Genomic DNA, 20,803 nt, shown 5'->3' with positions numbered 1-20,803 from the left:
GGGCATCAGGCCGTATCAGCCGGTCGTCCAAGGGAAAATCCAATCGTGCTTGTTGCAAAAAAGCCGATCGCGGCCATGGTTCTGATTGCAACGACAGCCTTGATGGCCGGAAACCCCCGATGGCGCCTGGGGCTTTCACGCAAGACTGATCCCCCAATCACCGCGAAAGCCCATCCGGGTCTGGTTGGAAGTGGGGGATCGGGATTTCCTGAACATCAATGCCTTGCGGGACGGCAAGCACGATTGGGTGGAAGCCAATGAGCGGATGGCAAATGTGCTGTCCCAAAAGGGCTATCATTATCAGTTCGTCTTTGCCCGTAATGCGGTTCACGTCGACCGCGCGGTAAGAGAACAGACTTTGCCTGAAGCTTTGGAGTGGGTTTGGCGGGGGTATCGGCCGAATTTCTGATCCTTGTTCCGCTTCCCGATAATCATCCTCGCCAGCGCAAGGCATCGACCAGCAGGGCAAAGGCGGGGGAGGACTGGCGGCGGCTGGGGTAATAGAGGTGGTAGCCGGGGAACGGCGGGCACCAGTCGTCAAGAACGCGCACGAGGCGGCCTTGGGTGATGCTTTCGCGCACGACGTCCTCGATCGTCATGGCAAGGCCGAAACCCGCCTCGGCGGCCTGAACCGCCATGCTTGATCCGCTGAAGGTCAGTTGTCCTTCGACCCGGACATTCATGATGCGGCCGTCCTTTTCGAATTCCCAGGCATAAAGGGCGCCCGAACTTGCCATGCGCAGGTTGATGCAGGTGTGGTGCGCCAGATCCTGCGGCGTTTGCGGAACGGGATGACGTTCGAAATAGGCGGGGGCGCCGACGCAGGCCATGCGCATTGGTGGACCGATCCGTACGGCGATCATGTCGCGGGCGACCGCTTCGCCGAGACGGATCCCGGCGTCGAAGCGTCCCTCGACGATGTCGATGAAGCCGTTGTCGATGCTGATTTCGACATGGATGTCGGGATAGTCGGGCAGCAAGCGTTCGAGCGCAGGCCAGAGCAGGGAACGCGCGGCATGGTCGGAGACGGTCACGCGGATGGTGCCCGAAGGCTTGTCGCGCAGGCGGCCGATCTGGGTAATGCCTTCGGCAATGCTGTCGACCGCGGGCGCCAAGGTGGCGAGCAGTTTTTCACCCGCTTCGGTCGGGGATACCGAGCGGGTGGTGCGCGTCAGCAGGCGAATGCCGAGGTGCTCTTCCAACCGGCGCATGGCGTGGCTGAGCGCGGATTGCGACAGGCCGAGCCGGGCCGCCGCACGCGTGAAGCTGCGTTCCTCGGCCACGACGAGAAACGCAGAGAGGTCGGCAAGATCGGCCCGGTTCACCCGCGCCGTCCCTGCGCCGCGCCGTTGATCGCGACGCCGAGCAGGGCCGCAAGCCCGGCAAGCGCGATGACGGAGGCCATCGGCCGGGATGTGCCGTCGGCGAGAAAGCTGAGGCTGCCCGAGCCGATCATGCCGCTGCCGTATTGCGCCGCGCCGAGCAGGGCGGAAACGGCTCCGGCCTGTTGCGGACGGTGGCTCATCGCGCGGGCCATCGAATTGGCAACGATCAGTCCGGAGGCGCCGACATAGATGAAGCAGGGCAGGACAAGTCCCCACAAGCCACCCCAGCCGGTCCATGCCGATAGCGCGAGCAGGCTTCCCGATCCCGCCGAGGCGATGGCCCCGATCCGCATCAGCCGCACGGTCCCGAGCCGGGGGAGCAGACGGACATTGGTCATGTTGGCCAGCATGATGGCAACGATGCCCCCGGCGAACAGCATGCCATAGGCCTGTGCCGAGACATGGTGGACAGTGATGAAGGCGAAGGGACTGCCCGCGACATAGGCATAGATCCCGACATAATAGAAACCTCCGACCATCGCGCAGTCGAGCACGCGGCGATCACGGAGCAACAGGGCATAATCCCGCAGCGCGGCTCCCGGTCCCTTGGCCGAACGGCGTTCGACCGGCAGGGTTTCAGGAACGGTGGCAAGGCCGATCCCGGTGATGACACCGATCGCGACGAGCAGCCAGAAGATCGCGCGCCACCCGGCCAGCGCAAGAACCTGCCCGCCGAGAAACGGACCGACCAGAGGCGCGATCGCCATGACCGTGATCAGCGTCGAAAGCATCTGGCCCGATCGTTCGGGGCCATAAAGATCGCGCACCATCGCGCGGGAAAGGACGACGCCGGAACAGGCCCCGCAGGCCTGAACCAGTCGCAAGCCGATCATGATCGCGGGCGACCCTGCCGTCGCACAGCCGATCGAGCCGATCACGAACAGCACGAGCCCCACGCCGATCGGGCGTTTGCGTCCGAACCGGTCGCCGATGGGGCCCCAGAACAGTTGCCCGATGCTGAAGCCGACAAGATAGCCCGCAATGGTCAGTTCCATCGCTCCGGCATCGGCATGGAGCGCCTGCGCGATGGTCGGCATCGCGGGCAGGTAGAAGTCGGTCGAGATGGACGCAAAGCCCATCAAGGCACAGAGCACGGCCATCAGGCGCAGCGGATGGGATTCCGCTGCGCCGTCGGTTGTCGATAGGGACGATGCGTTCACAGGCCGGTCATTGCCTCCGCTGCGGGGGTGTAGCGGGCCCCCTGAATGTCGATCTTTGCCAGTTGCGCTTCGATACGGGCAAGGTCCGCGCTGTCCAGCACGAGATCGGCCGCGCCGAGGTTTTCTTCCAGCCGGTGCAGCTTGGTCGTACCGGGAATGGGTACGATCCACGGCGCCCGGGCCAGCAGCCATGCCAGCGCGATCTGTGCCGGAGTGGCGCCCCGTTCGGTCGCAATGCCTTTGAGTACGTCGACGAGCGCGAGATTGTGGGCAAGCGCGTCGGCCTGGAACCGGGGCAAGGTAGCGCGGAAATCGCCGGTCGTGACGTCCGACGCACTGGTGATCGTGCCGGTCAGGAACCCCTTGCCGAGCGGTGAATAGGGAACCAGTCCGATGCCGAGTTCGGCACAGGCATCCAGAATGCCGTTGGTTTCGACCTGTCTCGACCACAGCGAATATTCGTTCTGCAACGCGGTCACCGGTTGAACGGCATGGGCGCGGCGCAAAGTGGCGGCACTCGGTTCACTCATGCCGAAATGCCGGACCTTGCCCTCTGCAATCAGGTCGCGCACGGTGCCTGCGACGTCCTCGATCGGGACATTGGGGTCGACGCGATGCTGATAGAAAAGGTCGATGGCATCGACGCGCAGACGCTTGAGCGAAGCGTCACAGACGCGGCGGATCTGCTCGGGATGGCTGTTCACCCCGCGCATGAGACCGGTATCAGGATCGATGTCGAAACCGAACTTGGTGGCGATGACGACTTCGCCCTTGAACGGCGCAAGAGCCTCGCCGACCGTGATCTCGTTGGTCCAGGCGCCATAGACTTCGGCGGTGTCGAAAAAGGTGACGCCGCGGTCGCGGGCGGCGCGGATCATCGCGATGCCTTCGTCCCTGGTGACTTTGTGGGCATATCCGAAATCGAGCCCCATGCAGCCATAGCCGATGGCCGAGACGCGCAGGCCATCCTTGCCCAGAGTGCGGGTTTTCATGAGCGTGTGCTCCTTTTAAGAACTGGATCGGATAACGGGATTGGCTGCAATCTATCGCCGTGCTCTTGTGTCGATTAGACGGGTAAGGTGGCATGCGGTCATGAATTGCGTTCATCAATGACCTGCACATCCGGCAGTTGCGGGAAGGCATCGACGCTGTCATAGGCGCCCGCCCGCATCCGCTTTGAAGAGAAGGAAACCGGTCCATGTCGGCCAGCATGCCCGTTGCGCGCTCAGTCGGCATCGACTTTGGCACTACCAATTCGGTCGTCGCACGTGGTGGCGACGGCGGCGAGGTCGATCTGGTCGAATTTGCCGGGCCCGACGGGATCGGCTCGGTGTTCCGGTCGGCCCTGTGCTTTTGGCAGGACGATGCCGTGCGCGGTGGTCTCGCACACGAGGCGGGGCCCTGGGCGATTGCCGAATTCCTCGATTTTCCGCAGGGGTGCCGGTTTCTGCAATCGTTCAAGTCGGTTGCGGCCAATGCGACCTTTGAACAGGCGAGCCTGTTTGACAAGCGCTTGCGGTTCGAGGAACTGGGGCAGATTTTCCTCACGCACCTGATCGCCCATGGCGGGCCCTTGTTGCGTGATCTGCCTGACAGCATCGTGGTCGGGCGGCCTGTCCGCTATGTCGGTTCGCGTCCCGATCCGGCGCTGGCGCGGACGCGTTATGACGCGATGTTCGCGATGCTGGGGCGACCGGTCCATTACGTCTACGAACCGCTCGGCGCGGCGTACAGCTTTGCCTCGCGGCTGTCCGATCCGGCGACGTTGCTGGTGGCCGACTTCGGGGGCGGCACCAGCGACTTTTCGATCGTGCGGGTGGAGGCTCCGGGCGCGGCGCGGCGGTGCGTTCCGCTCGGTTCGTCGGGGATCGGCATTGCGGGCGACCGTTTCGACTATCGCATCATGGACCATCTCGTCCTGCCCCTGCTCGGCAAGGGCGGCACCTATCGCTCCTTTGACAAGGTGCTCGAAATTCCGCCCGGCCATTTCGCCGATTTCGGCGACTGGTCGCGGCTCGCCCTGATGCGCAACCGCCGCACGCTCGAACAGCTTGAACGGCTGCGGCGCAGCGCGACCGATCCGGCGGCGATCGCGCGCATGATCGCGGTGGTCGAGCATGAACTCGGGCACGGCCTTTACGAAGCGGTTGGGCAGCTCAAGCGGATGCTGTCGGGCGAGACGCAGGGCCATTTCCACTTCGCGAGCGAGGATCTGACTATCGAGGCGGATGTCACGCGGGCCGATTTCGAACGCTGGATCGCGCCGGACCTGGCCCGCATCGGCGACACCGTGGACGAGGCGCTGGCGCAGGCGGGGCTGGCGCCCGAGGCGATCGACCATGTGTTCCTGACCGGCGGATCGTCGCTGATCCCGGCGGTGCGCGGTTTGTTCGAGGCCCGTTTCGGCGACAGCCGGATTGCCAGCGGCAACGAATTGACCTCGATTGCCCATGGTCTTGCCCTGATCGGCCAGGCGCCCGATCTTCAGGAATGGATCGCACCGGACGGGGAACAGGCATGAGCGTAGCCTTTCGTCGCGAGAGCGATGACGAACATCTCGAACCCAAGTTCGAACTGCCGATCCCGCCCGGTCCCAATCTGGTGACCGCGCGCGGGCTTGCCCTGATCGGCGCAAAAGTCGCCGAACTGGAAAGCCGTCTGCTGACGCTGACCGAAGAGGACGCGATCAAGGCGGCCCGCCGCGACTTGCGTTATTGGCTGACCCGGCAGGCGACCGCGCAGCCGGTTGCCCGTCCCGACGGCAGCCACGTCGCCTTTGGGTGCACCGTGACTTTCCGCATGAACGGCAAGACGCGCACGGTCACTATCGTCGGCGACGATGAAGCCGACCCTGCCGCCGGACTGCTGTCGTTCTCCGCGCCGCTGTCGCGGGCGATGATGGACGCTGAAGTCGGGGAACTGGTCGATTTTTCGGGCAAGCCGGAAGCGATCGAGATCGTCGCGATCGAAGTCGGGGAAGGCTGACCGGATCGGGTCAGGCGGCTGAGTTCAGCCAGTTCTGCAAGAACGTGACCGTCGTCGCGAAAAGTTTCGGGTTCGTCAGTCGCAGGCTGTCGAGGTCGCGGCAGAATTGCAGGACCGATCGGGTCGCGGCCTCGTTCTTGACCGTGTCGATCTGTTCCTTGAGCTTGGCGATTTCGGCATAGGCCGGGTTGGACGCATGGTGAGGCTGTGCCTTGACCAGTTCGCTTACCGCATCGAGCAACTTGCCGATCTGTCGGCCATAGCTGGCTTCGGCCAGAATGGCCTGCTCGGTCTGTGGTGAGCCGGAATTGCGATCGTTGATGATGACGTTGCCGAACGACCACCCGGAATTGATCGATTGCCACAATTGCTGAGGCGCGAGAGCAAACGCTTTCCACGCAAGAAGCCCGTCGGTCCACATTTTCGTCAAGGCCGCATCGGTCATCACCACCTCCGTCGATACATCAGGAGTCGGTATAACTATCGATCATCCGGACAAGTTCGGCAACACCGCGAATGCCCAGTTTCTTCATGAGACTGGACCGGTGCAACTTGACCGTGATTTCGCTCAGTCCGAGTTCTCCGGCGATCTGTTTGTTGAGAAGGCCGCGTGCGACGCCGCTCATCACTTCCTTTTCTCGGGGCGTCAGCAAGGACAGTTTGTCGCGCGTGCGTTGAAGGTCGTGCTGTTGCGCATGGAGACGACGCGCCCGGTCGAGCGCGATATGGACCGCTTCGAGCAGGTCCTGTTCGCGGAACGGCTTGGTCAGGAAATCGACGGCGCCCGCTTTCATCGCCTTGACCGTCATCGGGATGTCGCCGTGGCCGGTGATGAAAATGACCGGGACCGTTTTTCCGGTCTCGTTCAGCCGTTCCTGCAATTCAAGTCCGCCCAGATGCGGCATGCGGATATCGACCACCATGCACGAGGGGCCGGTCGGCCAGACCTCGGCGAGGGCGGCGACCGCAGACGGAAAGACCCGCGTGGCAATCCCGACGGAGCGCAGCAGGCCGTCGATGCTGTCGCGCATCATTTCATCGTCGTCGATGACAATAACGGTTTCTTCTGCGGTGCCTGTTGGTAGCGCCGTCATGGATTTCGCCCCGAAGTGAAGTGCGCATGCCCCTGCGCCGACTGTCCCCAGAGACGGAAAGTAGTAGTACTGCCTCGCAAAAGCAAATCTCTTGGTAAGGATGTCGAGGCAGGTTTTGTATCGAAAATGTGACGGGATTTGAGGGCTTGATAGTGTCGAACCCGTCTGTGAACTCAAGTCGAGGCCAGAGCGCGCGATGCAGGCAGCAGGGCGAACACCATGGTCGCGCCCAATGTCAGCCCGGCCGCGAGTGAGAGCGGGACGAGCAGGCCGAAACGATTGGTAAGCGCCGCCCCCAGCGCCGCCCCGCCCAGAATGGAAAGCACGGCGCCGACCCGGCGCGGCCAGTTGGGATTGTGTCCGCCCGCCATGCGGGAATCGGCAGCCAGTCCGGTCAGGGTGAGCGTGAGCACGGTGGTGGTAAGGTCGGGAACCTTGAGCTGGCGCATAGTGCCGTTCCGCAATCCCATCGCGACCGAAGCCATGGCGATGATCGCAAGCGCATGGCTGCCCGCACCGTGGTCCGGGCCGTTGGCATAAAGCCCCGCAGCGATCAGGAGCCCGGCTTCGAGAAGGGCTGCCTGCATCAGCCATCGCCGCAAAGGGCGCCCGGCATTGATCCGGCCCAGATGACCCGACAGCAGCGATCCCGCCAGAAACCCGCCGAGCGCCAGCAGGAAGACGTCCGACACGAAACCGGGCGTGCCGACAAGGGCAAAGCCGAGAAACACGACATTGCCGGTCATGTTGGCGGTAAAGACTTTGCCGAGCCCGAGAATGCTGACCGCATCGACAAGTCCGGTTACGCCCGAAAGCGCGAGCAGCAGGAAAACCATGGGATCGCTGGACGGTCGGCCGGTCACGAAATGTCTCCTGGAATTTGCCGGTGGGAACCTGTGGGGTCAGAAACGGAAATTGGCTTCGAGGCCGATCAGGCCGATGTCGTGCGTCCGCCCCAATGCGTGCAGGGTTGCGCCCGGTCGCATGACCGAGGCGGCAGCCGACAGTGTCAGTTCCTGCGTCGCGCGAAAGGACAGCGCGCTTTCGATCTGGCCGCCGATGAAACGGCCTCGGCCATCGGCAGGCAGGCCGATGAGGTTGCCGGGCACGTCATAAACCCCGTCGGTCCCGCGCATGCGCCAATAGGCGAGCGCGGCAAGGCTCGCGGTCAGGCGCGGTGCTGGGGCAAGGGTCAGGATGGCGTGGATATTGATGAGATTGCGCGGGCCGACGGGCGACAGCTCGCCGAAATACTTGCCTTTGGGAAACATCGCGTTGAACGCGCCCAGCGTGCCGTGGCCGTGTGCGTTGTCGCCGCTGATGAGGCTGGTGCGCAAGGTCACGGCCGGAGCGAACGGGACTTTGGCCCACCCGTGGCGACCTTCGAGCGAGACGCTCCACGTCCGGATGGCGACATCGGCAAATGAGCCGAATTGTCCCATCGCCTCGGCGTTCCAGCTCCATGGCCCTTGCGTGCCGAAAGCGCGCGTGCCCACGGTATGGCGCATTTCGACGCCGGTCCCGCGCGAATACCGGGCGTTGCGGTTGCGAAAGCCGAGGTAATAGAATTCGAAATTCCGGCCTCCGCGATGGCTGGCATAGACGCCCCAGAGCATTCGGGTCGGGCTGGAGCGATCGTCGAAATTGCCGGACCGGCTCTCGACCGGGCGCAACCAGAATGCGGTCGTGCGCCACGATGCCGAATGGAGGATGGCTCGCCCACCGTCATAGGCGAGGGGGACGTTGGGGCCATAGCGGGTTCCGACCAGCCGCTCGGTGCCGAGCGCGAGTTGCTGTCGACCCGCCCGGAACGTGAGCGTGGTATCGGTGCCGAGCGGGATCGCGACATCGGCAAAACCTTGCAACAGGTCGATGCCGGTGGCGTCGGTCGGACCGGGACCGCCGCGCACACCGACGGCATAGGCCGCGACCGGTTCGACGAAGGCGCGCACGCGTCCGACGTGAAGGTCGGCATAAGGCAGCAGGCGCAACCACAGATAGCCGTCATCGCCCGTCCCGCTGACCGGGGCGATGGTGTCCTCGAACCGGGTGCGCAGTTCCGCGCCGGTGGTGAGGTGGGCATCCTCGCCGAGCGGGATGTACTTGAACTGTCCGGTCCAGTGCTGGGCGCGCACGGCCGGATCGGCCATGCGGCTCCAGTCCTCGTCATAGCGTTCGGACGTCAGGACCGGCGGTTGCCAGGCTTCGGCAACGTTCTGCGCCCGGACTTGTGCGCCCGACATGCCGCTGCATGCGATCAGGAGGCAGGCGGCCCGCCGGACTCTCTGCCGAACCATGCAATCACGCTCGCGCGCCATCGCGGATTCCGTCGACCAGAGCCAGCAGGATGAACCCGCCGACGATGGAGGCATGTTCGAGAAACGCGTTCATCTGCACGGCGCGTTCCGGCCCTGTCGTCATCCAGAACGCATGGGCGATGAGTGTGGCAAGCCCGGTGAAGACCGCCAGCATTCCTGCGCCCAGCCAGCTCCAGCCGCGCACGAAGACGAGAGCCGAACCCAGTAGCTGGACAAGGATGGTCAGCGCCGCGACGCTTGCAGGAGCAGCAGGGACCAGGCCGCTCGCCTCGGCAAGGGCGCCGGGCCAGTCGGTGAGCTTGATGATCCCGCTGACCGCGAAGGGTGCGACAAGGCACAGGCGCGCAAGGAGATGCATCGCCGGGGCGCTGTCGAGCGTGACGATGGCACGCGGCTGGTTCATACCGCCCAGCATCCGCAGCCGAACACGCCCCAGAAACTGCGGGCATCGGCCGCCGGAGCCTGTGTGCCCAAAGCAGCGGCATGGTCGTGGCCGTGGACGGCGCAGGACTGCGCGCAGCCGCAGGCATTGGCGATTTTCGCCTTGGCCTCGCTCGACTGGTAATAGCCGCCGTGGTGGTTGGCGGGGGACCAGTCGGGCATGGCCGGGGGCAGGCGCGGGGCGCGGTCGGCGAAGTCTCCGGCGCCATGGACGATCTTTCCGCCCAGAACCGTCAACACGGATTCGATATGGACGATCTCGCGCTCGGGCACGGTGAAATAGTCGGCCGAGAGCACGACGAAATCGGCAAGCTGCCCGGCCTTGATCCGCCCCTTGCGCCCATCCTCGTTGGAGAACCAGGTGTTCTCGTGCGTCCACATGGCCAACGCCTTGTCCCGGCTGACCCGGTTGGACGCGGGATAGAGCCGGGTGCCGCCGACCGTGTTCCCGGTGACGAGCCAGCTGAGCGAGACCCAGGGGTTGTAGCTCGCAACGCGGGTCGCGTCGGTTCCGGCGCCGACCGGGACGCCTGCGGCCAGCATGCGGGCAATCGGGGGCGTCGTTGCGGTCGCGCGATGGCCATAGCGTTGCATGAAGTATTCGCCCTGATAGGCCATGCGGTGCTGGATCGCGATGCCGCCGCCAAGAGCTGCGATGCGGTCGATGTTGCGCGGGCTGATCGTTTCGCAGTGGTCAAAGAACCAGTGGATCCCTTCGAGGGGAATGTCCCGGTTCACCTTTTCATAGACATTGAGTGCGCGATCGATGGTTTCGTCATAGGTCGCGTGGAGGCGCCAGGGCCAGCGGTGCTCGGCCAGAAGGCGGATCACCGGTTCCAGATCCTCTTCCATCGAGGGCGGCATTTCCGGGCGCTCGACACGGAAATCTTCAAAGTCGGCTGCCGAATAGACCAGCATTTCGCCTGCGCCGTTGTGGCGGTAGGTGTCGTCCCCTTGTCCTGGCGAGACTTGCTTCACCCACCCGGAAAAGTCGGCCAGTTCCTCTTTCGGTTTTTGCGTGAAGAGGTTGTAGCTGATGCGCAGGGTCAGTTCGCCGTCGCGGTGGAGATCCTCGATCACGGCATAGTCGTCGGGATAATTCTGGAACCCGCCGCCCGCATCGATCACCCCGGTCACGCCCAGCCGGTTCATTTCCCGCATGAAATGGCGCGTGGAATTCTTCTGGTAGTCGGGCGGCAGCTTGGGTCCCTTGGCAAGCGTCGCATAGAGGATCGTCGCGTTGGGCTGCGCCAGCAGCAGGCCGGTCGGGTTTCCGGCCATGTCGCGGACGATTTCGCCCCCCGGCGGGTTGGGCGTGTCGCGAGTATAGCCGACCGCGCGCAAGGCGGCGGCATTGAGCAGGGCCCGATCATAGAGATGCAGGATGAACACCGGCGTGTCCGGCGCAACCGCATTGAGTTCGGCGATGGTCGGCAGGCGCTTTTCGGCGAACTGGTGTTCGGTAAAGCCGCCGACGACGCGCACCCATTGCGGGCTCGGCGTGCGGGCGACTTGCGCGGCGAGCATGGCCATCGCGTCGGACAGGGTCGGCACGCCGTCCCAGCGCAGTTCGAGATTGTAGTTCAGACCGCCGCGAATGATGTGCATGTGGCTGTCGATGAGGCCAGGGATCACGCGCCGCCCTCCGGCATCGACAATCTGCGCATCGGTCCGGGCCTGCGAACGGACGTCGCCTTCGCCCCCGACTGCGACGAAGCAGCCGTCCCGCACCAGCGCGGCTTCGGCAACGGGGTTTTCCGCGTCGAGCGTGGTGATGCGCGCATTGACGAGAAGGAAGTCGGAACTGGACTGGGGGGTCGGCATCTTGAAAAACTCCCGTCTGGCCCGCGTCGACGGGGCAGGGATCGGCAGAATGGGGGTCAACCGGCGTCCTGGTCGCAGTTGGCAGGCAGGCGGCCGAGAACGTGATGGAGGCAGCGCTTTTCGATGAAGGCGACGACGCTGTGGCCTGCGAGCCCGTGGCGGATGGCGGGCACGACCTGTTCGCCGGCCAGAATGCCCGCGAGACCGACCAGAGCGATAACCGGGGGGGCGGGCGAGCGCACGCCGAGCAGGCTGTAGACGATGCCGACGAGCATCCCGGCGCCGAGCGAGAGAAGATAGGGCTTCATGGAGGCAGCCTCGGGAGTGAGTGGGGTCCGGGGCCGGATTTGAGGCCGCCCCCGGATAGGGACGAAGCGTCAGTGGCCGCCTTCGGACGCGCCGAACATGGTCTTGGCGTACGTGATGCCCAGGCCATAGGCGCCGCCCAGCTTGCGGGCGATGCCGGTGGTGTGCTCGTAGGTTTCGGTACGGGCCCAGTCGCGCTGCAGTTCGAGCAGGTATTGCAGCGAGGTCATCGGCACGGCACCGGCCTGGATCATGCGTTCGACTGCGCGTTCATGCGCTTCGGTCGACACGTCGCCACAGGCATCGGTGATGATGTGGACCGAAAAGCCCTGGTCGATGGCCGAAATCGTGGGGCCGACGATGCACACGCCCGTCCACAGTCCGGCAAAGGTGATCCGGTCCTTGCCGAGGCGGTTGATTTCCTCGATCACGGCGGCGTCTTCCCATGTATTCATGCTGGTGCGGTCGAACAGCGCCTTGCCGGGGAAGGGGGCGGTCACTTCCTCGAACATCGGACCTGAAAAGCTCTTTTCGGCAACCGTGGTCAGGATGGTGGGAACCGCGAATTCGGCGGCGGCCTGCGCGACAAGCCCTGCGTTGTTGCGCAGCAGGGTGGCGTCGATCGACTTGGTGGCAAAGGCCATCTGCGACTGGAAATCGATCATCACCAGCGCATGGTTGTGCGGATCGAGCAGGCTGGCGCCCGGGGTGGGAGTGGCAACAGGCATCGACGGTCTCCTTTGGGGGTAAACGGGGTTCGAACGGGTCAGGGGGTGGTGTGCAGGCGGCGCCAACGGCGGGGCGTGTGCCCGGTCATCTTGCGGAACATGCGGGTGAGATGCGGCTGATCGGTGAAGCCGCAGGCGGGTGCGATGGCGCCCAGCGGATCGGGCGAATTCAGCATGAGATACTGGGCCTGCCGGATCCTGAGGCGGGTGATGTAGCTGTGCGGCGACTGGCCGAAGCTGGCCTTGAACGCGCGGCAGAAATGGCCGGGGGAAACGCCGAGCAATGCGGCAAGGCGTGCGATCGGCAATCCCTGGTCAAGATGGTCGACGATGTGCCGACGGACTTTTCGGACCTGCCACGGCGCAAGGCCGCCCTTGAGGGCAGCGGTGACGGGGGCATCCGGGGGGTGGGCCAGGGCCAGCCAAGGGGTGTCGCGGCCCGGATCCCGGGGCGTCTCACGCATGCGGTGGAGGATGCGCGCCTGCGGCACCGTCATCGCCGGGATCGCCGGGGACGAGCATAGATCCTGCACGTCGGACATGGTGCATCCTTCTGGATCGGGAGTGGGGAAAGGCCTGCCCGACGGCGGCAGGGGGGGTGGGGGGCAGACCGTCGGGCAGGCCCGGCGCGACCGGACGTCAGGGCAGCGTCCGGCGCGAAAGGATCAGGAGCGAATGAACGCGAGAATGTCGGCGTTGATGGTGTCGGCGTTGACCGTCGCCATGCCGTGGGAAAGCCCGGGATAGGTCTTGAGCGTGCCCTGTGCGACGAGATCGATGGCGAGATGGGCGCTGTTGGCAATCGGCACGATCTGGTCGTCTTCGCCGTGCTGGATCAGCACGGGCACCTTGATCGCGCGAAGATCCTCGGTGAAATCGGTCTCGGAAAACGCCTTGATGCAGTCGTAATGGGCCTTGGTTCCCCCCATCATGCCCTGCCGCCACCAGTTCTGGATGACGCCGGGCAGTACCGTGGCGCCCGGACGGTTGAAACCGTAGAACGGGCCGGACGGTACATCGAGGAAGAACTGCGCCCGATTGGCGATGAGCGCGGCACGGGTTTCGTCGAAGACTGCGAGCGGCAGGCCGCCCGGATTGGCGGGCGTCTGTACCATGATCGGCGGGACTGCCCCGATCAGCACCGCCCGTGCGATCCGGCCGGGACGGGCCCGGGCGGCATAGCGGGCGACTTCTCCGCCGCCGGTCGAATGGCCGACGTGGGTCGCATCGTTGAGGTCGAGCAGTTCGGCCAGTTCGAGAACGTCGGCGACATAGGTATCCATGTCGTGGCCGGTGTCGGTCTGGGTCGAACGGCCGTGGCCGCGCCGGTCATGGGCGACGACGCGAAAGCCTTCCCCGAGGAAGAACAGCATCTGGTTGTCCCAGTCGTCGCTGCTGAGCGGCCAGCCGTGATGAAAGACGATCGTCGGGGCATCCTTGGCTCCCCAGTCCTTGTAGAAAATCTCTGTCCCGTCGCGGGTGACGAAGGTTGCCATGGGTGGTGTCCTCTCGCTTGTGCCCGGTTCGGAGGGCAGCGCTTTCGCCCCGCAACTTCCACCCGATGACGTTCGGGGAAAAGCCAACCATTGGGAAAGCCGATACCAACCCAAGGTTTGGGTTGTCGGCTTGGCGAAAACCTGATCCGTGGTGATCCGAAGCTGTGCCGTCGGGGTATCAGCGACTGGGAGATGATCCCGTGGCACCGGGCAGGTTCCAGCACCATGACGGATTGCCGATGGGGCGCCGCCTGTTCGGGCGCGACCGCGAGAGCCGTCAGCTGATCGAGGCGTTTGCCCGCGTGCGGGATGGGCATGGCGGAGAAGTTGCCTTGATTCGCGGCCCGGCGGGGATCGGCAAGTCCTCGCTGGCCAAAGTGCTGGAAAGCCCGCTTGACGAGACGCCGCATCTTTTCGCGACCGGCAAGTGCCTGCGGTCCGGGCAGCAAGCGCCCTTGCGGCCTTTCGCCGAGATCCTGGGGGCGATCATCGAAACTGCGCTGGTATCCGACGAGGCCCGGCTGACAGTCCTGCGTGAACTGGTCATGGACAGCGTGCAGGGGAGCGAGGCGCTGCTCGGGCATCTCGTGCCGGAGCTTTTTCACATGATCGGCTATGGCTGGCGCAATCCTGATCTTCCCGCGAAACTGGCGCAGAACCGCATCGCCGAGGCGATGATCGCTGCGTTGGCGGCGTTCCTGCGCAATCAGCGCGCTGCGGTGATCGTCGTCGATGACCTGCAATGGGGCGATGACCTGACGTTTCAGGTTCTCGACAGGCTTGCCGCCGCTCTCCCCGCCAATCTCCTGCTGGTTCTGGCCTTTCGAGAGGGTGAGGATGCGGACGAGCGCATCGCTCCGCTGGTCGAAACCTTGCGCGAGCGCATGGTGGATCTGCCGTTGGGGCCGATCGACCGCGATCAGGTCGGGGATCTTGTCGGCGCACGGCTTCCAGGCGCTGAGGCCGACATCGGCTGGCTGTCGGACATCTTGAACGAAGCCTCGGGAGGAAACCCCTTTTCGATCTTGCAGCGGTTGAGGCTGCTCGATGAAGAGGGGATGTTGCTGCCCCCGCCCGGGAACCGGCACTGGCGCCACGACCGCAAGCGGATACGCCTCGCCGTCGATCGCGAAAGCGAGCAGGCGATCGTGCAGAGGCGGCTCGGCAACCTGTGCCCGGCGCGTCAGCATCTGCTGGGCGTTCTGGCGCTTCTGGGAACGGCTTGCCCCCCGGCACTGCTGGCGGATCTCGTGGAGATCGATGAAACCCATCTCCTGGGCGAACTGGCGGCCCTGTGCCGGATGGAACTCGTTCGCTGGACCGATGCGGGCTTCGCGATCTTTCACGACCGTGTGCTCGATGCTGCGATCGAAGGGATGGGCCGGGCCGGGCGGGTTCGTTTGCAGGTCATGCTCGCGGTTGGTCTGGGCCGCCATCGCGCCCGATTGTCGGCAGACTGGCATTGCCGTGCTGCCTTGCTGGCGCGCGAGGCGGTCCTGTCGGGCGAAACGGTCCGGGAGGACGAGGCCGGTGCCATCGCCACCCTGTTGGTCGAGACCGGGCGCATGTTGCGCGGGCAGGGCGCGGTGGAGCAGGCCGCCGATCTTGTCGGGGCTTTCCGCCTTGTCCTTGCTGCCAGGCCGGACGCGCTTCCATACGGCGTTCGCTACGACGGGCTGTGCCTTGATCTTGAACTTTTGCTGGCGCGGGGGCTGGTCGATCTCGCCTGCGTCAGGGTCCATGATCTGGAAGAACTGGCGCAGACAGTGCCGCATCGGGCGCAGGCTCTTTACTGGCGCGCGCGCGTGCAGGCGGTGCGGTCCGACTATGACGGGGCGATCGAAGCGGCGCTGGCGGGGCTGTCGCTCCTTGGCCGGACGGTTCCGCGTCATCCGGACAAGGACTTGTGCCGGGCTTTGCATCAGAGGCTCGATGCGCGGCTTGCTGTTTTCGATCCGACCGCATTGGCGGACTTGCCCGTGTGCGTCGATGAAGAGGCCTTGCTGGTCTCGCACTTGCTGTCCGCGCTTTTGCCCGCCTTGTTCGACAGCGAAGACCTGCGGTTCCTGCACCTTGCCCTGATTGTCGAATTCACGCTCGACCACGGGGTTTCCCCGGCATCGCCTTATGGGTTGAGCTGGTATGGGGTCATGCTGGCGCACCATTTCGATCGCTATGCCCAAGGGCTCGCGCTCGGTCTTGCCGCTCTGGCTCTGATTGATCGCCACGGGTTCGAGGCCAGCCGTACCGAGACGCTTGTCGCCATCGATCAGTTGAGCCCCTGGACAGAGCCGCCGCAGGCCTGTCTCGGGTGGATCAACCGGGCGATCCGCTCGGGCAATGCTTCGGGCGATCTCGGCATGACCTGCTATGCCCGCAATCATTTCGTCTCGGATCTGCTTTTTGCCGGAGCGCCGCTCGATCAGGTGGAGGCAGAGGCGCAGTCGGGACTGGCGTTCACACGCATGATTGCTTTTTCGGACATTGAACAGCTGATTGCGGCCCAGCGGGATTTCGTGCGGCTGGTCCGTTACGGAGAACCCTTTCCGCCGATGGATCTGCACGCGCGGTCCCCGGTGACGCGCTACTGGCTGCATCTCAGCCGGGGCATGGGCCATTATCTCGCCGGGGATGCACAGGCCGCGCTGCGCGAATTTGAGGCTCTCGCACCGGAAGAATGGGCGGTTCCTGCGCATATCGACATCAGCCAGAGTACCCTGTTTACAGCGCTCTCCCTCGCCAGGATGCCCGATCGGGATGCCGCGATCGCCGCTATGGTACCGCATCTCGACCGGCTGCGGGGATGGGCGAGCATCAATCCCGGGACGTTTCTGGTCCGTCTGCATCTGGCCGAAGGGGAAATGGCGCGGCTGTCGGGACGCCCGCGCGAGGCGATCACCGCCTTCGATGCGGCTCTTACCCATGCGGGCAGCTTTACCGGCCTGCGCGCGCTCGCCCATGAACTCGCGTCGCGCCTTTGCGCCGAAGAGGGATTGACCCCGACTGCCATGCTGCACCATGCCGCCGCGATCGAGCATTACGAACGGTGGGGGGCGACTGCCAAGGCCCGGTCGCTGGGCGAGCGCGGCCTGGGTCGGACCTTGCGGGCAAGCGGGGTGCCGCTGGCCCACGTCGTGGGCGACGAAATGGCGGTGCGCGCGCGCGGATGGATGGGCGAACCCGATCTCGGCACTGTCCGGCGCGAAGTGCTGAAATTTGCAGCAAGCCTGTGCGGCGCGACCTCGGCGCGGCTGATCCGGCTGGAGGAAGGCGGCTTTCGTGTCGTGGCCCATTGGGACGGCGACGGTTTTCGCGAAAACGGGGCGGTTTCCCTCGATGCCGAACGACCATGCGCGCTGGCAGCGGTGCAATTGGCGGCGATCTCGGCCTCGGGGACGGTCGCGCTGGGACTGTCGCCACCATGGCTGCTCTGCATTCCGCTCACGCGCGGGGGGGATCTGGTCGGCGCGGTGCAGGTCGAAGGCCACGGATTGCGTGAAGCCCTGCTCGCCTCGCAGCTGCGCACGCTCGACCTTTTTGCTTCGCTTGCCGAAATGGCCTTGCGCAACGGCATGTTGCGCCAACGGCTGGACGAGGAAAGCGCAAGGCTCGGGGACATGCAGGACGCCTTGCGCGCGGCTCGCGTGGAACTGGCACGCAACAGCCAGTGGACCGCGCTCGGCGAGTTTACCGCCGCTCTCGCGCACGAGATCAATCAGCCCTTGTCCAGCATCGCGCTCCACGCCGCTGCCGCGCGTCGGTGGATCGATCGCGAGAGCCCCGATCTCGACGAAACCCGGCATGCGATCCGCGGCATTTCGACCGCGGCCGATCGCGCGGCAGAAATCGTGCGCGCGCTCAAGATGCTGACCCGACAGGATGGCCCGGACATGGCGCCGCTCGCGCTCGATCACCTCGTCGAAACGACCTGCGACATGATGGGGCCGCAGATCCGCCAGCACGAGACCCGGCTGGAGGTCCAGCTCGATCCGGCCGATCCGATGATCCTGGGCGACGGGGTCCAATTGCGGCAGGTACTGGCCAATCTGATGGGCAATGCGCTCGACGCGCTTGATCAGATGCCGGTCGGGGACCGCCTGTTGCAGATCGCGGTCGGCACCACCGGCGACAAGGCGTTCCTGCGTGTCAGCGACAATGGCCCGGGCATTCCCGACCATCTGGGCAAGACGATCTTCCTGCCCATGGTCACGTCCAAGACCAGAGGCATGGGGATGGGGCTCGTCATCTGCAAGTCGATCATTTCGGCCCACAAGGGCCATATTCGTCTTCAGGAAAACGAGGGCACAGGCACCACGTTCCTATGCGAATTTCCGCTGCTGCCTGCGCCATCGGGAAAGGTTGAAGCTTGAGCAAGACGGTCGCCATCCTCGATGATGATCCGCTTTCCTGCGAAGCGTTGAGCAGCCTGCTCAGAGCCGACGGATACTGCGCGCTGACGTTCGGTTCGGTGAACGATCTGCTGCGATCCGGGCCTGAACGGTTCGGTTGCATCTTTTCCGACATCTGGATGGAGGGGCAGACCGGGATCGATCTGCTCGAAATTCTGGCCGGGCAGGGGAACATGCCCGTCGTGATCTTGATGACCGCGCGGTTCGACCGGGATCAGGCGGCCCATGCCATGGAAATCGGCGCCCGGGCCGTGCTCGAAAAACCGCTGTCTGCCGAACGGGTCTCGGAACTCGTCGCGCTTTATTGCCCGGAATAGCGGCTCAAGAGCCGACCGCGCGGTCCCAATAGGGAGGCGTGCCGAACCGGGCCTGCAGGAAATCGATGAACGCGCGCACTTTGGGTGAAGTCTTGCGATCGGGCAGGAACAGCGCGTGGACACCCGGCTCGCCGACCAGCGGATCGGCCCCGGCGGGGCGTCCGATGTCGATGTGCCAGTCGGTCAAGACGGGGACAAGGTACCCTTGCGCCAGTTCCTCGCCGATCATCCATGTGGCGAGCAGGGTCAAGCCCATGCCCGCGACGGCGGCTTCCTTCAACGCTTCGGCATGATTGGCACGCAAGGGGCCGCTTATGCGCAGGCGTTCGACGGCGCCGTCCTTGCGATAGATCCAGCCTCGCTCGCCATCGGCATACGTGAACGTCAGGCAGGCGTGACGGGCAAGCTCGGACGGGTCCTGCGGAACGCCCGCGCGGGCGAGATAGGCGGGGCTTGCGCACAGGATGCGCCGATGCGGGGCAAGGCGGCGGGCGACAAGGCTCGAAGGAGGCAGGACACCCAGCCGGATGGCGACATCGATCCGCTGTTCGACCAGGCTGACGGGTTCGTCGCTCACCAGAATTTCCAGTTCGATGCCGGGAAATTCCTGCATGAAACGGGGAATGAAGGGAGTGACGTGCAACCGGGCGAACGCAATCGGAAGGCTGGCGCGCAGAATGCCGCGCGGCGGACCGTTCAGCTCGCTGACACTGCGGTTGGCGGCGGCAATGTCGTCGAGAATGCGTACCGCATTGGCGTAATAGGCTTGTCCTGCCGCCGTCATGCTGACCCGGCGGGTCGACCGGTTGAGCAGGATGGTTCCCAGATGCGTCTCGAGCGCATCGATCTGGCGGGTCAGGGACGAAGGCGCCAGACCCGCCCGCCGCGCGGCCGGGGCGAACCCGCCTTCATCGACGACGGCGACGAAGGCTTGCATGGCCGCATGAAAATCCATGGGGCCAAGTCTAAGTTCCGGGAGACTGCCTGTCGATCAGGGCAACGCAAAAGACCTCATGTTTCGACAATCCCGGCCCGGTCTCTTGTGGTCCAGTGACGCACGTTGCAGTCCACGGAGCATTCCCCATGCAGATTTCCCCTCTGGCCCGTCGTTTCGGGCCGCTGGCGTGCCTGATCCCCGCGAGCGTTCTCCTCGCCGTACCGGCGGCCGGGCGACAGGGCGCCGTGGCGACGCCCGATTTCGCCGTGGGTGCGCAGTACGACACGACCCATGTCTATGTGCAGCCTGCCGACGTCGATGCCTTTGTCGCGGCCTTCGTCGCCACGTTCGGCGGCGCTTCGACCAAGCAGGGCATTGCGCAAGTGACCCCGACCCCGTCGTCCACCTCGACCCAGCTTGTGCAGACGCCGGCCGGGACCGTGTCGCTGTTCGGCTTTCGCACCGGGACACCCTGGCCGTTCGGGGCGGAGCGGACCGGCTGGCTGGTCACCGATCTCGACAAGGCGACGGCAGCGGCCCGTGCGGCCGGGGCCGACGTGATCGTTGCGCCGTTCAATGATCCCATCGGGCGCGATGTGGTGATCCGCTGGCCGGGCGGCGTGAACATGCAACTCTACTGGCATTTCACTCCGCCGCACTATGCCGCCTATGCGACAGTTCCTGAAAACCGCATCTATGTGTCGCAGGACGGGGCTGGGGCGTTCCTGTCCCATTTCGTTCGCTGGGCCCACGCCCGTGTGATCGAGGATGCAAGTGCGGCGCCGGGAGCCGAGATCGGGCGCCCGGGTGAAACCTATCGTCGCGTGCGGCTGGAATCGAAATTCGGCAAGCATGTCCTGATCGTCACCGACGGGCATCTGCCGTTCCCTTATGGCCACGACATGACCGGGTATGAAGTCGGCGATCTCGACGCCGCGCTCGGCCGGGCAAGCGCGGCCGGGGCCAAAGTGCTGGTTGCGCCGGTCGCTTCGGATCATCGCCGCTCGGCCATGGTCGAATTCCCCGGCGGCTACATCGCCGAAATCCACCAGCCGCTTTCCTGAACGCGTCCGCAGTAGGGATGGGCGGGGACAGGATCGTCCCCGCCTTCCTTATGCCGGATCAGAGCGTATCGACGAGGACGACTTCGGCTTCTTCGATCGCGGTGATGGTGATCGTTTCGACCTCGGCAATGGCGATGCCGTCACGGGCATCGGCTTCGACCCCGTTTACCCGGATGCGACCGGTCGCGGGAACGAGATACCCCTTGCGTTCGGCCCCCAAGGTATACTCGACGCTTTCCCCGGCGCGCAGAGTGCCCGCGACCAGCCGCGCTTCGGTGCGGATCGGCAGGGCGTCGTCATCCTCGGCATAGCCGCTTGCCAGCACGACCAGTTGTCCTG

General features: G+C 64.9%; 21 protein-coding genes. 6 read left to right on the top strand and 15 right to left on the bottom strand.

Annotation, left to right across the window (positions count from 1 at the left end; translation table 11 throughout):
- Window positions 1-190 precede the first annotated feature (190 nt).
- A complete protein-coding gene (locus Y88_RS15045; RefSeq protein ID WP_232281117.1) occupies window positions 191-409 on the top strand; it encodes an esterase in 219 nt (72 codons plus the stop codon).
- Window positions 410-431: 22 nt separating this feature from the next.
- Here Y88_RS15045 and Y88_RS15040 read toward each other — a convergent pair whose 3' ends face one another.
- From Y88_RS15040 to Y88_RS15030, 3 genes are read right to left on the bottom strand one after another with little or no spacing between them, the layout of a single operon-like run.
- Entirely contained in the window at window positions 432-1,325 is an 894-nt protein-coding gene (locus Y88_RS15040; RefSeq protein ID WP_008070781.1) for a LysR family transcriptional regulator, read from the bottom strand.
- Window positions 1,322-2,545 carry a multidrug effflux MFS transporter gene (locus Y88_RS15035; protein ID WP_232281102.1) on the bottom strand — a complete coding sequence of 408 codons (1,224 nt, stop codon included), beginning with the start codon at window positions 2,543-2,545 and terminating at the stop codon, window positions 1,322-1,324. The genes Y88_RS15040 and Y88_RS15035 overlap by 4 nt, the downstream gene beginning before the upstream one ends.
- Window positions 2,542-3,537: an aldo/keto reductase gene (locus tag Y88_RS15030; RefSeq protein WP_008070778.1), complete on the bottom strand. Its 996-nt coding sequence runs from the start codon at window positions 3,535-3,537 to the stop codon at window positions 2,542-2,544. The genes Y88_RS15035 and Y88_RS15030 overlap by 4 nt, the downstream gene beginning before the upstream one ends.
- A 206-nt stretch (window positions 3,538-3,743) precedes the next feature.
- Here Y88_RS15030 and Y88_RS15025 point away from each other — a divergent pair, with 206 nt between their 5' ends.
- Window positions 3,744-5,066 carry an Hsp70 family protein gene (locus tag Y88_RS15025; protein WP_008070776.1) on the top strand — a complete coding sequence of 441 codons (1,323 nt, stop codon included), beginning with the start codon at window positions 3,744-3,746 and terminating at the stop codon, window positions 5,064-5,066.
- Window positions 5,063-5,530: a GreA/GreB family elongation factor gene (locus tag Y88_RS15020; RefSeq protein ID WP_018075796.1), complete on the top strand. Its 468-nt coding sequence runs from the start codon at window positions 5,063-5,065 to the stop codon at window positions 5,528-5,530. Before Y88_RS15025 ends, Y88_RS15020 begins: the two co-directional genes overlap by 4 nt.
- 10 nt (window positions 5,531-5,540) lie before the next feature.
- On the opposite strand, the gene Y88_RS19645 is transcribed toward Y88_RS15020, so the two are convergent.
- From Y88_RS19645 to Y88_RS14970, 10 genes are all read right to left on the bottom strand, one after another.
- Window positions 5,541-5,975 (bottom strand): hypothetical protein, encoded by a 435-nt coding sequence (locus Y88_RS19645; RefSeq protein ID WP_018075797.1) that lies wholly within the window; start codon window positions 5,973-5,975, stop codon window positions 5,541-5,543.
- Window positions 5,976-5,994: 19 nt separating this feature from the next.
- The gene (locus tag Y88_RS15010) at window positions 5,995-6,624 is read right to left on the bottom strand and encodes a response regulator transcription factor (RefSeq protein ID WP_008070770.1); all 630 of its coding nucleotides are present in this window, start codon (window positions 6,622-6,624) and stop codon (window positions 5,995-5,997) included.
- A 173-nt stretch (window positions 6,625-6,797) separates the two neighbouring features.
- A complete protein-coding gene (locus Y88_RS15005; RefSeq protein WP_008070769.1) occupies window positions 6,798-7,460 on the bottom strand; it encodes a YoaK family protein in 663 nt (220 codons plus the stop codon).
- 66 nt (window positions 7,461-7,526) lie between these two features.
- Complete coding sequence (locus tag Y88_RS15000; RefSeq protein ID WP_008070767.1) at window positions 7,527-8,867, bottom strand: alginate export family protein; 1,341 nt, start codon at window positions 8,865-8,867, stop codon at window positions 7,527-7,529.
- 58 nt (window positions 8,868-8,925) lie between these two features.
- Window positions 8,926-9,345, bottom strand: coding sequence for a DoxX family protein (locus Y88_RS14995; protein WP_008070765.1), 420 nt, complete (start codon window positions 9,343-9,345; stop codon window positions 8,926-8,928).
- The gene (locus Y88_RS14990) at window positions 9,342-11,207 is read right to left on the bottom strand and encodes an amidohydrolase (RefSeq protein ID WP_008070757.1); all 1,866 of its coding nucleotides are present in this window, start codon (window positions 11,205-11,207) and stop codon (window positions 9,342-9,344) included. The genes Y88_RS14995 and Y88_RS14990 overlap by 4 nt, the downstream gene beginning before the upstream one ends.
- 56 nt (window positions 11,208-11,263) lie before the next feature.
- The gene (locus Y88_RS14985; protein ID WP_008070754.1) at window positions 11,264-11,515 is read right to left on the bottom strand and encodes a XapX domain-containing protein; all 252 of its coding nucleotides are present in this window, start codon (window positions 11,513-11,515) and stop codon (window positions 11,264-11,266) included.
- A 69-nt stretch (window positions 11,516-11,584) separates the two neighbouring features.
- Window positions 11,585-12,241 (bottom strand): hydrolase, encoded by a 657-nt coding sequence (locus tag Y88_RS14980; RefSeq protein ID WP_008070752.1) that lies wholly within the window; start codon window positions 12,239-12,241, stop codon window positions 11,585-11,587.
- A gap of 38 nt (window positions 12,242-12,279) precedes the next feature.
- Window positions 12,280-12,783, bottom strand: a complete 504-nt coding sequence (locus tag Y88_RS14975) for a helix-turn-helix domain-containing protein (RefSeq protein ID WP_008070750.1) — start codon at window positions 12,781-12,783, stop codon at window positions 12,280-12,282.
- 123 nt (window positions 12,784-12,906) lie between these two features.
- Window positions 12,907-13,737: an alpha/beta fold hydrolase gene (locus Y88_RS14970; protein WP_008070748.1), complete on the bottom strand. Its 831-nt coding sequence runs from the start codon at window positions 13,735-13,737 to the stop codon at window positions 12,907-12,909.
- Window positions 13,738-13,937: 200 nt separating this feature from the next.
- Between Y88_RS14970 and Y88_RS14965 the strand changes: the two genes are divergently transcribed.
- The gene (locus Y88_RS14965) at window positions 13,938-18,107 is read left to right on the top strand and encodes a trifunctional serine/threonine-protein kinase/ATP-binding protein/sensor histidine kinase (protein WP_008070746.1); all 4,170 of its coding nucleotides are present in this window, start codon (window positions 13,938-13,940) and stop codon (window positions 18,105-18,107) included.
- On the top strand, window positions 18,104-18,463 hold the full coding sequence (locus tag Y88_RS14960) for a response regulator transcription factor (RefSeq protein ID WP_008070743.1): 360 nt from the start codon (window positions 18,104-18,106) through the stop codon (window positions 18,461-18,463). Before Y88_RS14965 ends, Y88_RS14960 begins: the two co-directional genes overlap by 4 nt.
- 4 nt (window positions 18,464-18,467) lie before the next feature.
- Here the strand turns inward: Y88_RS14960 and Y88_RS14955 are convergent, their stop codons facing one another.
- On the bottom strand, window positions 18,468-19,418 hold the full coding sequence (locus Y88_RS14955) for a LysR family transcriptional regulator (protein ID WP_008070741.1): 951 nt from the start codon (window positions 19,416-19,418) through the stop codon (window positions 18,468-18,470).
- A 128-nt stretch (window positions 19,419-19,546) separates the two neighbouring features.
- Between Y88_RS14955 and Y88_RS14950 the strand changes: the two genes are divergently transcribed.
- Window positions 19,547-20,464, top strand: coding sequence for a VOC family protein (locus Y88_RS14950; RefSeq protein ID WP_008070740.1), 918 nt, complete (start codon window positions 19,547-19,549; stop codon window positions 20,462-20,464).
- Between the two features lie 58 nt (window positions 20,465-20,522).
- Here Y88_RS14950 and Y88_RS14945 read toward each other — a convergent pair.
- Window positions 20,523-20,803, bottom strand: a 281-nt coding sequence (locus Y88_RS14945) for a pirin family protein (protein WP_040702606.1), incomplete at its 5' end; no start/stop codon positions are given.

Source organism: Novosphingobium nitrogenifigens DSM 19370 (assembly GCF_000192575.1).
In the GTDB taxonomy this organism is placed as follows: domain Bacteria; phylum Pseudomonadota; class Alphaproteobacteria; order Sphingomonadales; family Sphingomonadaceae; genus Novosphingobium; species Novosphingobium nitrogenifigens.
This window is presented reverse-complemented; position numbering and strand designations above follow the sequence as displayed.